The sequence below is a fragment of the Pelomicrobium sp. P1 genome, from assembly GCF_052805615.1.
Map to the genome: position 1 here is coordinate 142,304 of NZ_JBRBEM010000005.1, position 12,577 is coordinate 154,880.

Sequence of the window (12,577 nt, forward strand, 5' to 3'; positions counted from 1 at the left end):
CACGCCCGATCCTCGATGAACCCCCACCTCGAGCGCCTGCAGCCCTATCCGTTCCAGAAACTCCAGCTTCTGCTCCAGGGGGCGAGCCCCAACCCCGCCTTCAGGGCCATCGATCTGTCCATCGGCGAGCCGAAGCATGCGACGCCGCCCTTCATTTTGGAAGCGCTGGCGCAAGCCCTTTCCTCCCTCGCCCGCTATCCCACCACCGCCGGCCAGCCCGCCTTGCGCCTGGCCCTGGCCGACTGGATCGCCCGGCGCTACGCCCTGCCGGAGATCGACCCGGAGACCCAGGTCCTGCCGGTGAACGGGAGCCGGGAAGCCTTGTTCTCCTTCGCCCAGGCGGTGGTGGATTCCGCGCGCCCCGGCGCCACCGTGGTGTGCCCCAACCCCTTCTACCAGATCTACGAGGGAGCGACGCTCCTCGCCGGCGCAACGCCCCAGTTCCTCAACCTGCTGCCCGAAAACGGCTTCGCCCTGGACTTCGCCCAGCTCCCCGAAGCGGTGTGGCGCCGCACCCAGCTCGTGTACGCCTGCTCGCCGGGCAACCCCACCGGCAGCGTGATGGGCCTGGACGAGTGGCGCCGCCTGTTCGAACTCTCCGACCGCCACGGCTTCGTCGTCGCCTCCGACGAGTGCTATTCCGAGATCTACTTCGACGACGCCTCCCGGCCCCTGGGCGCCCTGGAGGCGGCCCACCGGCTGGGGCGCCGGGATTTCCGCGGGCTCGTGGTCTTCTCCAGCCTGTCCAAGCGTTCCAACGCGCCGGGGCTGCGCTCGGGCTTCGTCGCCGGCGACGCGCAGATCCTGGAGCGTTACCTGCGCTATCGCACCTACCACGGCTGCGCCATGAGCCCCGCGGTGCAGGCGGCGAGCATCGCGGCCTGGCGGGATGAAACCCACGTGGAGGAGAACCGCCGGCTCTATCGGGCCAAGTTCGACGCCGTGCTGCCCCGGCTCGAGCCCCTAGGGGCAAGGAGGCCCGACGCCGGGTTTTACCTGTGGCTGCCCACGCCCTTCGACGACACCGCTTTCGCCCGCCTGCTGTACCGCGACTATAATGTGACCGTTCTTCCGGGCTCCTACTTGGCGCGGGAGGCCCACGGCCTCAATCCCGGGCGCAACTTCGTGCGCGTGGCCCTAGTGGCTCCGCTGGACGCCTGCGTGGAGGCGGCCGAGCGCATCCGCCGCTTCGCCGCCGAGGGCCGCGGCGGGGCCGCCGCCGCGGGATGATAACGTCATCGACCGAGGACCCACTGCCGATGAAACAACTCCAGAGCATCATCGAGGAAGCGTTCGAGCGCCGCGGCGAGATCACGCCGCGCAACGTGCCCACCAAGGTTCACGAAGCGGTGATGGAGGTGGTGGACCTCCTCGACAAGGGAAAGCTGCGGGTGGCAGAGAAGATCGACGGCCGCTGGGTGACCCACGAGTGGATCAAGAAGGCCGTGCTGCTGCTGTTCCGCATCGAGGACAACAGCTTCATCAAGGGCGGCTTCACCAACTACTTCGACAAGATCCCGTCCAAGTTCGCGGAGTACAACTCCCGCGACTTCCGCGAAGGCGGCTTCCGCGTGGTCCCCCCGGCGGCCGCCCGCCGGGGCTCCTACATCGCGGCCAACGTGGTGCTGATGCCCTCCTACGTCAACATCGGCGCCTACGTGGACGAAGGCACCATGGTGGACACCTGGGCCACCGTGGGTTCCTGTGCCCAGATCGGCAAGAACGTCCATCTCGCGGGCGGCGTGGGCATCGGTGGGGTGCTGGAACCGGTCCAGGCCAACCCCACCATCATCGAGGACAACTGCTTCATCGGCGCCCGCTCCGAGATCGTGGAGGGCTTGATCGTCGAGGAGGGGGCGGTGATCGGCACCGGCGTCTTCCTCTCCCAGAGCACCAAGATTCTCAACCGGGAAACGGGGGAGATTCTCTACGGGCGGGTGCCCGCGGGCTCGGTGGTCGTCTCCGGCAGCCTTCCCTCCCCGGACGGCAAGTACAGCCTGTACTGCGCGGTGATCGTCAAGCAGGTGGACGCCAAGACCCGCGCCAAGACCAGCATCAACGAGCTGCTGCGGGGCATCTAGCGGCGCGCGCCGCGGCGGCGCGGTTGAAGACCCAAGGAGCATCCCATGATCATCGCACCGCTGCTCAAGCTCATGGCCGAGAAACAGGCCTCGGATCTGTTTTTCACCGTGGGCGCGCCGATCCAGATCAAGATCAACGGCGTGTGCATGCCGATCAACGACAAGCCGCTGGAATCGGACCAGGTGATCAAGCTGGCCTACGGCCTGATGACCGAGGACCAGATCCGCACCTTCGAGGCCACCATGGAGATGAACTTCTCCTTCAGCCTGCCGGAGGTGGCCAACTACCGGGTCAACATCTTCCGCCAGCGGGGCGATCTGGCGATGGTCATCCGGCACATCAAGAGCACCATCCCCACAGTGGAGGAACTCAACCTGCCCGTTATCCTTAAGGACCTGATCATGGAGCGCCGCGGGCTGATTCTAGTGGTGGGATCCACCGGGGCGGGCAAGTCCTCCACCCTGGCGGCCATGATCGAGCACCGCAGCGCCAACCGCACCGGCCACATCCTCACGGTGGAAGATCCCATCGAATTCGTGTTCAAGCACCGCAAGTCTATCGTCAACCAGCGGGAAATCGGCATGGACACGATCTCCTACGCCAACGCCCTCACCAACGCCATGCGGGAGGCGCCGGATTTGCTGATGATCGGGGAGATTCGGGACCGGGAGACCCTCAAGCACGGCATCATCTACGCCCTGACCGGCCACCTGTGCGTGTCCACCCTGCACGCCAACAACAGCTACCATGCGCTCTCGCGCATCATCAACTTCTTCCCCCACGACGCGCGCACCGCCTTGCTGGCGGACCTGGCCATCAGCCTGAAGGCCATCATCTCCCAGCGCCTGGTGCGGGGCGTGGACGGGAAACTCCTGCCGGCGGTGGAGATCCTGATCAACACCACCTACATCTCGGAGCTGATCAAGAAGGGGGAAATCGACGCCATCAAGGAGGCCATGGAGACCACGGTCTCGCCGGGGTCCCAGACCTTCGAGCAGGCCCTGTTCAAGATGTACCAGGCGGGCAGAATCACCCGGGACGAAGCCATGGCCCACGCCGATTCGCCCACCAACCTGGCGGCCCTCATCGACTACGGCCAGATCCGCCTGGCCGAGACCGGCGCCAAAGGACCGGGTGCGGCCGCCCCGGAAGAGCCGCCGATCAAGATCGACCTGATCGACAAGTGAGCCCCTGCATCCCCGGCCCGGCTCCGGCTTCGGGGCGGGGCCGTCCTTCAAAAACCAGAACCGTCCCATGCACCCCGCCGTCGAGCTTGCCCAAGCGCTCATCGCCCGTCCCTCGGTAACCCCCGACGACGCCGGCTGTCAGCAGCTCCTGGGCGAGCGGCTGGAAAGGGCGGGTTTCCGCGTGGAGCGGCTGCGCTTCGGCGCCGTGGACAACCTCTGGGCCCGGCGCGGAACCGGGGGCCCGGTGCTCTGTTTCGCCGGCCACACCGACGTGGTGCCCCCGGGTCCTCTAGAGCAATGGACGAGCGATCCCTTTCGGCCCACGATCCGCGACGGCGTTCTTTATGGCCGTGGAGCGGCGGACATGAAGGGGGCGATCGCCGCCTTCGTGACCGCCGTGGAAGCCTTCTTGAGCGAGCACCCGCGCCACCGGGGCTCCCTCGCCCTGCTCCTCACCTCCGACGAGGAAGGCCCGGCCGTGGACGGCACCGTTCGGGTAGTGGAATTGCTCGAGGAACGGAGGGAGGCGATCGACTACTGCATCGTGGGCGAGCCCACCTGCGCCCGGGTGGTGGGGGACACGCTGAAGAACGGCCGGCGCGGCTCCCTCTCCGGAACGCTCACGGTGAAGGGCATCCAGGGCCACATCGCCTACCCCCACCTCGCCAGGAATCCCATCCACCTGGCGGCGCCGGCCATCGCCGAGCTCGCCCGCACGGTGTGGGACGAGGGCGACGAATTCTTCCCCCCCACCTCCTGGCAGATCTCCAACATCCGCGGCGGCACCGGGGCGACCAACGTGATCCCGGGCGAGGTCACCCTGCAGTTCAACTTCCGCTTCTCCACCGCCAGCACCGTGGAATCCCTCTTGGAGCGGCTGCGGGCGGTGCTCGACGCCCACGGGCTCGAGTACGAGCTCGCGTGGGAGAGGCCCTACAACCGGCCCTATCTCACTCTGCCGGGGCCGCTCGCCGAAGCGCTCAAGGCCGCGGTGCGGGAGGTGGCGGGCATCGAGCCGGAGCTCTCCACCACGGGTGGCACCTCCGACGGCCGGTTCATCGCCCGGATCTGTCCCCAGGTGGTGGAGCTGGGGCTGCTCAACGCCACGATCCACAAGATCGACGAATGCGTGCCCCTCGCCGACCTGGCGCGGCTCGCCGACATTTACGGCCGGGCGCTGCGCCGGCTTCTCGCCTGAGCCCTCCGTTCGACGAAGCGCGGCAGGAGCTCGCCACGGTCCGTGACCTGCTGCGCTTCGCCGTGAGCCGCTTCCGCGAGGCGGGCCTCGCCTTCGGCCACGGCACGAGCGACGCCTACGACGAGGCGGCCTACCTGATCCTCCACGCCCTGCATCTTCCCCTGGATCGGCTGGAGCCGTTCCTGGACGCCCGGCTCACCTCGTCGGAGCGAAGCGCGGTGCTCGAGCTCCTCTCCCGGCGGGTGCAGGAGCGGCGGCCGGCCGCCTACCTCACCGGGGAGGCCTGGCTGGGGGACTTCCGCTTCTACGTGGACGAGCGGGTGATCGTCCCCCGCTCCTTCATCGCCGAGCTCCTGCGCGACCAGCTCGCCCCCTGGGTGGCCGATCCCCATGAGGTGCGCGCCGCCCTGGACCTATGCACCGGCAGCGGCTGCCTCGCCATCCTTCTGGCCCATGCCTTCCCTGGCGCCCGGGTGGATGCCTCCGACGCTTCCGCCGCTGCCCTGGAGGTGGCGGCCCGCAACGTGCGGGATTACGGGCTCAAGGAACGGGTGCGGCTCCTGCGCTCCGACCTGTTCGAGTCCCTGGAGGGAAACCGCTATGACGTGATCGTCTCGAACCCGCCCTACGTGGACCAGGCGTCGATGGAGGCGCTGCCGCCCGAGTATCTCCACGAGCCGCGGGAGGCCCTGGCAGGGGGAGAGGACGGCCTCGACTTCGTGCGCCGCATTCTGGCGCAGGCCCGCTCGTTTCTGGCGCCGGGCGGCGTTCTCGTGGTGGAGATCGGGCATCACCGGGACGTCCTGGAGGCTTCGTTCCCCCAGCTGCCTTTCGTCTGGCCGGAGGTGAGCAGCGGAGCGGGCCATGTGTTCCTGCTCCATCGGGATGATCTTCCCTAGCCCACCTCCGCCAGGGGCTCGGGAAGGGTGGCCCGACCGGTCCCTACCGGCCCGGGGACCGTGCGCCGTCATAAAACTTCATCGTACCGCGGCGGGCTGGCGGCGGGCCTTCTCTTCCTCGTAGCGGGCGGTCGCATCCCGCGCGATCGCGACCGAGCCCACGACGCTTCCGTCGGGTCCGCGAACGACGGCGAAGCTCATGTCCACGTACAGGCGCTTGCCGCTCTTGTGCAGCGCGCGGGTGATGGTGGCGCGTCCGCCGAGCCGGGTCGTCCCCGATTCGATGGCGCGGCGAAAGCCCACCCAATGGGCCCGCCTCAAATGCTCCGGCACGATCAGGTCGAGACTCGCCCCTAGCGCCTCTTCCGCCCCAAAGCCGAAGAGCGCCACGGCGGCCCGGTTCCAGAAGCGGATCACGCCATCGCCGTCGGCGAAGATCACGGCGTCCGCCGCCTGCTCGAGAATCGAATGGGCGAGTTTCGGGTCTTGCTCCATGGTCATCCCTCTCGGATCTCCGATTCGGAATTCAGCCCCGGAGGCGCGGGGGTCTGCTCCGCCGGGCGGCAGTCCGCCGGCCATCCGGGCGGAACCGTTCCCGCCGCTCCGGGGAAGCGGCGGGCTGGGAGGCCCGGCGGCTTGCGGGCTTCTTCTTGCCGGCGTCGGTCCGGGGCGAGGGCGCTGGCAAGCCCACCGCCTGGAGCAGGGCTTCCACCGCCTCCGGCGCCAGCTCCCGCCAGCGGCCCCGCTTCAAGTCGGAAGGCAAGGCGACAGGGCCGAAGCGGATGCGGATGAGCCGGCTCACCTCGTGGCCCACCGCGGCGACGAGCCGCCGCACCTCCCGGTTGCGCCCCTCCCGCAGGGTCATCCGGTACCACACGTTGCTCCCCGAACCGCCGGCGTCTTCCAGGACCTCGATCCGGGCCATGCCGTCTTCGAGCCGCACGCCGGAGAGGAGCCGCTGCTTTTCCTCCTCGGTGAGCGCCCCTCGCACCCGCACCGCGTACTCCCGCGCCATCGCGTAGCGGGGGTGCATGAGGCGGTGGGCCAGTTCCCCCGAGGTGGTGAGGATGAGCAGCCCCTCCGTGTTGTAATCGAGCCGTCCCACGGGCACCCAGCGGCCGCCCCGGGCCGGTGGCAGGTGCTCGAACACGCTCGGGCGGCCCTCCGGATCCCGGCGGCTCACGATCTGCCCCGCCGGCTTGTGGTAGAGGAGCACCCGAACTTCCTGGGCCGGGGACACCCGAAGGGTACGCCCGTCGAGGCGCACCGTGTCTCCCGGCTTGACCCGGGCGCCCAGCACCGCCGGCCGGCTGTTGACGCTCACCCGTCCCTGGCGGATCCATTCCTCGATCTCCCGGCGGGAACCGAAGCCCGCCCGGGCCAGGACCTTCTGCAGCCGTTCCCCCTGGGCCGCGCCCGCCATCAGAGGCCCCGCCGCTCCCGCACCGCCTGGGCGAGCGTCCCCGCGTCCACGTGCTCCAGCTCCCCGCCCACGGGCAGTCCTCGGGCGATGCGGGTGATCTTGAGCCCGTGGCCGCGCAGCAGCTCGCCGATATAGTGGGCCGTGGCCTCCCCTTCCACGGTGAAGTTGGTGGCGAGGATCACTTCCCGCACCACCCCGTCCTGGGCCCGCCTGAGCAGCCGATCCAGACCGATCTCCCGCGGGCCGATCCCGTCCAGGGGGGAAAGACGTCCCATCAGCACGAAGTAGAGACCCTGGTAGCACTGGGCCTGCTCCATCATGAGGAGATCCCCCGGGGTCTCCACCACGGCCAGCAAAGCGGGGTCCCGGCGGCGGGAGCGGCACAGCTCGCACACGGGCTCTTCGGAGAAGTTGTTGCAACGTTCGCAGTGGCGGATGCGGGCGAGGGCCTGTTCCAGCGCCTTAGCGAGCCGGGCCGCCCCCTCCCGGTCCCTCTGCAGCAGGTGATAGGCCATGCGCTGGGCCGACTTGGGTCCGACCCCGGGCAAGCAGCGCAGGGCTTGCACCAGGTCTTCCAGGCTGGAGACGGGTTTCATGGAAACAAGCGGAAACTGGAGGCGCGCGGCGGACGGAAAGCGCCCCGCCCAGCGAAAGGCAGGCCTTTCGCCGCGGGCGGCGGGGATTCAGAACAGCTTGAGCCCGGGGGGTAGGGCCATGCCGGCGGTCACGGCGCTCATGCGCTCCTGGATTGTGGCCTCCACCCGCCGCACCGCATCGTTGACCGCCGCCGCCACCAGGTCCTCCAGCATGTCCTTGTCCTCGCCGCCCAGCAGGCTGGGATCGATGACGACCCGCTTGACGTCGTGGCGGCAGGTCATCACCACCTTCACCATCCCGGCGCCGGCCTGGCCTTCCACCTCCAGGCTCGCCAGCTCTTCCTGGACGCGCTTCAGGTTTTCCTGCATCTGCTGGGCCTGTTTCATGAGCCCGGCGATTCCGCCTTTCATCGGTATGCTCCCGCGTGTGGCTTCAGTTGAGCGGCTTGATGGAGGAATCGACCAGTCGCGCGTCGAAGTTCTCGATCAGCTCGCGCACGAAGGGGTCCTTTTCGATCGCCTCGATGGCCTTCCGCTGGCGCTCGCGCCGCTCCCGGTTGGCCATTTCGGCCGGGGAGAGGCCGGCACCGGCGCCGCAAGTGAATTTTACCTTGAGCGGCCGCCCGAAGTGCCGGCGCACGGCCTCCGCCACCCGCTCCTCGTAGCGCTTGTCCAGGAGGTAGCGGTGGGCCTCCGGCAGGCGAAGGGAGAGCTCCTGGTCGTTCAGACCCGCCAGCTCGCAATGCTCGGCGAGCTGCTTCGCCATGCCCGAAAGCCCGAGGCTCGCCACGAGGGCCGGCCAGTCCACCTCCGTCCGGTACGCCGCCCGGCTGGACGCGGCCGCCGGGGCGGGAGCCTCCCCGGCGGCCGGCGGGAGGGAACGGGCCGGAGGAGTCTCCTCCCCCTGGGGCGCGAAGGCCAGCATGCGCAGCAGCGTCATGGTGAACCCGGCGTACTCGTCCGGGGCGAGATCGAGCTCGCTGCGGCCGTGGATGGCGATCTGGTAGTAGAGCTGCACCTCCTCCGGGTCGAGGAGGCGCGCCAGGGTCAGCACCTGCTCCCGGTCCGGAACCTCCTCGCCCAAGGCCCCCGGGGCGGCCTGGGCCAGGGCCACCTGGGTCAGCAGGGCGGCCAGGTCTTGGAGCGCTCCTTCGAAGGAAGCGCCGGCGGCCTCCATTTCGTCGGCGATGGCCTTCAGCCGGGCGCCGTCGCCCGCCTTCACCGCCGCCAGGATGGCGCCGAGGCCGCCCCCCGCCACCGTGCCCAGCATAGCTCGCACCGAGGCCTCCTGCACCCGGCCGCCCCCATGGGCGATCGCCTGGTCGAGGAGGCTCAAGCCGTCCCTCAGGCTCCCCTGGGCCGCCCGTGCCAGGAGCTGCACCGCGGCGGGCTCAAAGGGGATTCCCTCCGCCTCCAGCACCTGGCGCAGCCGCCCGGCCACCTGGGGAGCCGGGATGCGCTTCAGGTTGAACTGGAGGCAGCGGGACAGCACCGTGACCGGGATCTTCTGGGGGTCGGTGGTGGCCAGCACGAACTTGACGTGCTCCGGCGGCTCCTCCAGGGTCTTGAGCATGGCGTTGAAGGCACTGCGGGAGAGCATGTGCGCCTCGTCGATGATATAGATCTTGTAGCGGCCGCTCACCGGGGCGTAGAGGGCGTTCTCTAGCAGCTCCCGCATGTGGTCCACCTGGGTGTTGGAGGCGGCGTCCAGCTCGATCAGATCCACGAAGCGGCCGGCGTCGATCTCCCGGCAAGCGCTGCACGCCCCGCAGGGGGTGGCGCTCACCCCGCCCTCGCAGTTGAGCGCCTTGGCCAGCACCCGGGCCAGGGTGGTCTTGCCCACTCCCCGGGTTCCGGTCAGAAGATAGGCGTGATGGAGCCTGCCCTGCTCCAGGGCGTTCGCCAGCGCCCGCACCACGTGCTCCTGCCCCACCAGCTCCTCGAAGCGGCGGGGGCGCCATTTGCGGGCCAGGACTTGCGTCACCGATCAAACCCTAAAACCAGTAACCGAAGCGAACCTGATGGAAATTGATGCCGTTGTTGGGGGACTTGATCCCGGCGTTGGACAGGTGCTGGAAGCGATAGCTCAGGTCGAAGGCCTGGCGCGGCCCGAAGCGTAGCCCCAGCCCCAAGTGATCGCCGAACTGGAAGCTGGACCCGAAGCGCCGCTGCCGGCTCACCGAAGTCTCCGACAGGAAGTGGGCCCCGATGCCGCCCTCCAAGTACGGGATGAAGCCGCCGGCGCCCGCCCACTGCAGCCGCAGTACGGGGGTCAAGCCTATATCCCACAGCCCCGAGTTGGTCCTGTTCAAGCTATCGTTCATCCAGCGGCCGATCTGCAAGTCCCAATAGCCTCCCAGGGACCAGCCCGCCCGCTCTAGCCAGTGCACCTTCCAATCCCATTGGGCCGCCACCCGCACGAGGCTCACGTCCGCGTTGGAAGAGTCCGACACCCCCCCTTCGAGGGCGATCCCGTCCACCGCCCAGACCGGGGCGGCCAGCACCGCGCCCAGAAACGCAAGGATTCTTTTCACTTGTTGGTTCTCCTAACGCTCCCTTCCTCTCCGCCCCCGGGGCAGAGGAAGGAAGGCGGTCAACGGTCGGCAACCCTTGACCGGCGCGATGAAAGGGTGGCGAGCCTGACCCCCGGCACTTGCAGAGAATAGCTGTGGCTGCTTCCTTCCGGACCTGACCAGGTTCACTATCGTGCAATGCGGGGAGGCCCGCCGTTGATCATGCCCCCGCCCGGGAGCCGTAGCCCGTCGCGGACCCCCGCTCCCCGGGCCGGGTGGGAAACCCGGAATCCTCCGGGCGTCCGTCCCAAAACGCCCCGTAGGGTACCACATGCGCGCCGCCCCCGCCGCATGACCTGTCCCTGTTTCCCAATGGTGGGACGATGGCGCTGGCGGACCGGAGCTACAAAAAGTCGATAAGTCTTGTGTCTTATATAAGATTAGGGTTAAGGTTATAGGCCAAAAGGCCGCGCCCGGCCGGAGACGATCGTGGCGCGCGCTTACCGCGCCGCACTAAAATGCTCTAAAACGAAAGAAGCGGCGGCAGGATTTTTCATCATTCCATGACCTTGAAGGAGGAAGCCATGGCTGCAATCGAATCAGTGCTCCAGGAAACGCGGGTCTTTCCCCCCAGCGAAGAGTTCGTGAAGCAGGCCAACGTCAAGGGCATGGACGCCTACCGGGCGCTGTGCAAGGAGGCCGAACAAGACTACGAGGGATTCTGGGCCCGAATCGCCCGCGAACAGATCGCGTGGCATAAACCGTTCACCCAGGTGCTGGACGAGAGCAAGGCGCCCTTCTACCGCTGGTTCAGCGACGGGATGCTCAACGCCTCCTACAACTGCCTGGACCGGCATCTCTCCACCCAGCCGGACAAGACCGCCATCATCTTCGAGGCCGACGACGGCAAGGTCACCAAGGTCACCTACAAGGAGCTGTACCGGCGCGTGTGCCAGTTCGCCAACGGTCTCAAGTCCCTCAAGATCAAGAAGGGGGACCGGGTGGTCATCTACCTGCCCATGAGCATCGAGGCGGTGGTGGCCATGCAGGCGTGCAACCGCATCGGCGCCATTCATTCGGTGGTCTTCGGCGGCTTCTCGGCCAAGGCGCTCCACGAGCGCATCGTCGACGCCAGGGCGGTGGCGGTGATCACGGCGGACGAGCAGATGCGGGGCGGGCGGGCGATCCCCTTGAAGCCCGCGGTGGACGAGGCCCTAGGGATGGGCGGCTGCGAATCGGTCAAAAGCGTCATCGTCTACAAGCGCACCGGCGCCAACATCGCCTGGAACGCTTCCCGGGACCTGTGGTGGCACGACCTGGTGAACGGCCAGGGGGACACTTGCGAGCCCGAGTGGGTGGAGGCCGAGCACCCCCTGTTCCTGCTCTACACCTCCGGCTCCACCGGCAAGCCCAAAGGCGTGCAGCACTCCACCGGCGGCTACTTGGTGCACGCCGCCCTCACCATGCGCTGGACCTTCGACTACAAGCCGAGCGACATCTTCTGGTGCACCGCCGACGTGGGCTGGGTGACCGGGCACACCTACATCACCTACGGGCCCCTGGCCGTGGGCGCCACCCAGGTGATGTTCGAGGGCGTGCCCACCTACCCCGACGCGGGGCGCTTCTGGAAGATGATCCAGGACCACAAGGTGACGGTGTTCTACACCGCTCCCACCGCCATCCGCTCCCTCATCAAGGCCGGGGCGGAGCAGCCCAAGAAGTACGACCTCTCGAGCCTGCGCATCCTGGGCACCGTGGGAGAGCCCATCAACCCCGAGGCCTGGATGTGGTACTACGAGACGGTGGGCAACAAGCGCTGCCCCATCGTGGACACCTGGTGGCAGACCGAGACCGGGGGCCACATGATCACCCCGCTGCCGGGGGTGACGCCCCTCAAGCCCGGCTCCTGCACCCTGCCCCTGCCCGGCATCATGGCCGACATCGTGGACGAGACCGGCCAGTCGGTGGAAAAAGGCAAGGGCGGCTTCCTGGTCATCCGGCGTCCCTGGCCGGCCATGATCCGCACCATCTGGGGCGATCCCGAGCGCTACGTCAAGAGCTACTTCCCCAGCGACTTCGGCGGCAAACTCTATGTGGCGGGGGACGGCGCCAACCGGGACATGGACGGCTATTACTGGATCATCGGGCGCATCGACGACGTGCTCAACGTCTCCGGCCACCGGCTGGGCACCATGGAGATCGAGTCCGCCCTGGTGGCGAACCCCCAGGTGGCCGAGGCGGCGGTGGTGGGCAAGCCCCACGAGGTGAAGGGGGAGGCGGTGGTCGCCTTCGTGGTCCTGAAAGGCCCACGGCCGGTGGGCGAGGAGGCGCAGAAGATCGCCGCCCAGCTCAGGAACTGGGTGGGCGAGCAGATCGGCCCCATCGCCAAGCCCGACGAGATTCGCTTCGGCGACAACCTGCCCAAGACCCGCTCGGGCAAGATCATGCGCCGGCTGTTGCGCTCCATCGCCAAGGGCGAGGAGATCACCCAGGACGTCTCCACGCTGGAGAATCCGGCGATCCTGGAGCAGCTCAAGGTGACCCAGTGAGCCGGCGGGTCTCGTCCGCGGTCGGCCCTGGACGGCGGGAGCGTCCGACGCGCTGAGCCGGCGGACCCCTGCTCCGGCGGGGTACCATTCGAGGGCGCCCCGCCGGTTTTCTCCTTTTCCAAACACTGTC

General features: G+C 68.3%; 12 protein-coding genes and 1 other RNA gene. 6 read left to right on the top strand and 7 right to left on the bottom strand.

Going from position 1 to position 12,577, the window contains the following annotated elements:
- Positions 1–15 precede the first annotated feature (15 nt).
- From dapC to prmB, 5 genes are all read left to right on the top strand, one after another.
- The gene (gene dapC / locus ACUVYZ_RS07130) at positions 16–1,230 is read left to right on the top strand and encodes a succinyldiaminopimelate transaminase (protein WP_439933656.1); all 1,215 of its coding nucleotides are present in this window, start codon (positions 16–18) and stop codon (positions 1,228–1,230) included.
- A gap of 29 nt (positions 1,231–1,259) precedes the next feature.
- The gene (gene dapD / locus ACUVYZ_RS07135) at positions 1,260–2,081 is read left to right on the top strand and encodes a 2,3,4,5-tetrahydropyridine-2,6-dicarboxylate N-succinyltransferase (protein WP_439933655.1); all 822 of its coding nucleotides are present in this window, start codon (positions 1,260–1,262) and stop codon (positions 2,079–2,081) included.
- A gap of 45 nt (positions 2,082–2,126) precedes the next feature.
- Positions 2,127–3,269 (top strand): PilT/PilU family type 4a pilus ATPase, encoded by a 1,143-nt coding sequence (locus ACUVYZ_RS07140; protein WP_439933654.1) that lies wholly within the window; start codon positions 2,127–2,129, stop codon positions 3,267–3,269.
- A gap of 67 nt (positions 3,270–3,336) precedes the next feature.
- Positions 3,337–4,467, top strand: coding sequence for a succinyl-diaminopimelate desuccinylase (gene dapE / locus ACUVYZ_RS07145; protein ID WP_439933653.1), 1,131 nt, complete (start codon positions 3,337–3,339; stop codon positions 4,465–4,467).
- Entirely contained in the window at positions 4,464–5,366 is a 903-nt protein-coding gene (gene prmB, locus ACUVYZ_RS07150; protein ID WP_439933786.1) for a 50S ribosomal protein L3 N(5)-glutamine methyltransferase, read from the top strand. Before dapE ends, prmB begins: the two co-directional genes overlap by 4 nt.
- Positions 5,367–5,444: 78 nt before the next feature.
- Here prmB and ACUVYZ_RS07155 read toward each other — a convergent pair whose 3' ends face one another.
- From ACUVYZ_RS07155 to ffs, 7 genes are all read right to left on the bottom strand, one after another.
- The gene (locus ACUVYZ_RS07155) at positions 5,445–5,861 is read right to left on the bottom strand and encodes a PAS domain S-box protein (protein WP_439933785.1); all 417 of its coding nucleotides are present in this window, start codon (positions 5,859–5,861) and stop codon (positions 5,445–5,447) included.
- 31 nt (positions 5,862–5,892) lie between these two features.
- Positions 5,893–6,789, bottom strand: coding sequence for a pseudouridine synthase (locus tag ACUVYZ_RS07160; protein ID WP_439933652.1), 897 nt, complete (start codon positions 6,787–6,789; stop codon positions 5,893–5,895).
- Positions 6,789–7,385, bottom strand: a complete 597-nt coding sequence (gene recR / locus ACUVYZ_RS07165) for a recombination mediator RecR (RefSeq protein ID WP_439933651.1) — start codon at positions 7,383–7,385, stop codon at positions 6,789–6,791. The genes ACUVYZ_RS07160 and recR overlap by 1 nt, the downstream gene beginning before the upstream one ends.
- An 87-nt stretch (positions 7,386–7,472) precedes the next feature.
- A complete protein-coding gene (locus ACUVYZ_RS07170) occupies positions 7,473–7,796 on the bottom strand; it encodes a YbaB/EbfC family nucleoid-associated protein (RefSeq protein ID WP_439933650.1) in 324 nt (107 codons plus the stop codon).
- 22 nt (positions 7,797–7,818) lie between these two features.
- Positions 7,819–9,369, bottom strand: a complete 1,551-nt coding sequence (gene dnaX, locus ACUVYZ_RS07175) for a DNA polymerase III subunit gamma/tau (RefSeq protein WP_439933649.1) — start codon at positions 9,367–9,369, stop codon at positions 7,819–7,821.
- 10 nt (positions 9,370–9,379) lie between these two features.
- The gene (locus ACUVYZ_RS07180; protein ID WP_439933648.1) at positions 9,380–9,919 is read right to left on the bottom strand and encodes an acyloxyacyl hydrolase; all 540 of its coding nucleotides are present in this window, start codon (positions 9,917–9,919) and stop codon (positions 9,380–9,382) included.
- Between the two features lie 95 nt (positions 9,920–10,014).
- Positions 10,015–10,113: signal recognition particle sRNA small type (gene ffs / locus ACUVYZ_RS07185), an RNA gene on the bottom strand.
- 369 nt (positions 10,114–10,482) lie between these two features.
- Between ffs and acs the strand changes: the two genes are divergently transcribed.
- Positions 10,483–12,447, top strand: coding sequence for an acetate--CoA ligase (gene acs, locus ACUVYZ_RS07190; protein ID WP_439933647.1), 1,965 nt, complete (start codon positions 10,483–10,485; stop codon positions 12,445–12,447).
- Positions 12,448–12,577: the final 130 nt, after the last annotated feature.

Excerpts from the sequence above, each read along its gene's own strand:
- dapC (WP_439933656.1), top strand. The coding sequence starts at position 16 with ATGAACCCCCACCTCGAGCGCCTGCAGCCCTATCCGTTCCAGAAACTC.
- dapD (WP_439933655.1), top strand. The coding sequence starts at position 1,260 with ATGAAACAACTCCAGAGCATCATCGAGGAAGCGTTCGAGCGCCGCGGC.
- ACUVYZ_RS07140 (WP_439933654.1), top strand. The coding sequence starts at position 2,127 with ATGATCATCGCACCGCTGCTCAAGCTCATGGCCGAGAAACAGGCCTCG.
- dapE (WP_439933653.1), top strand. The coding sequence starts at position 3,337 with ATGCACCCCGCCGTCGAGCTTGCCCAAGCGCTCATCGCCCGTCCCTCG.
- ACUVYZ_RS07155 (WP_439933785.1), bottom strand. The coding sequence starts at position 5,861 with ATGGAGCAAGACCCGAAACTCGCCCATTCGATTCTCGAGCAGGCGGCG.
- ACUVYZ_RS07160 (WP_439933652.1), bottom strand. The coding sequence starts at position 6,789 with ATGGCGGGCGCGGCCCAGGGGGAACGGCTGCAGAAGGTCCTGGCCCGG.
- recR (WP_439933651.1), bottom strand. The coding sequence starts at position 7,385 with ATGAAACCCGTCTCCAGCCTGGAAGACCTGGTGCAAGCCCTGCGCTGC.
- ACUVYZ_RS07170 (WP_439933650.1), bottom strand. The coding sequence starts at position 7,796 with ATGAAAGGCGGAATCGCCGGGCTCATGAAACAGGCCCAGCAGATGCAG.
- acs (WP_439933647.1), top strand. The coding sequence starts at position 10,483 with ATGGCTGCAATCGAATCAGTGCTCCAGGAAACGCGGGTCTTTCCCCCC.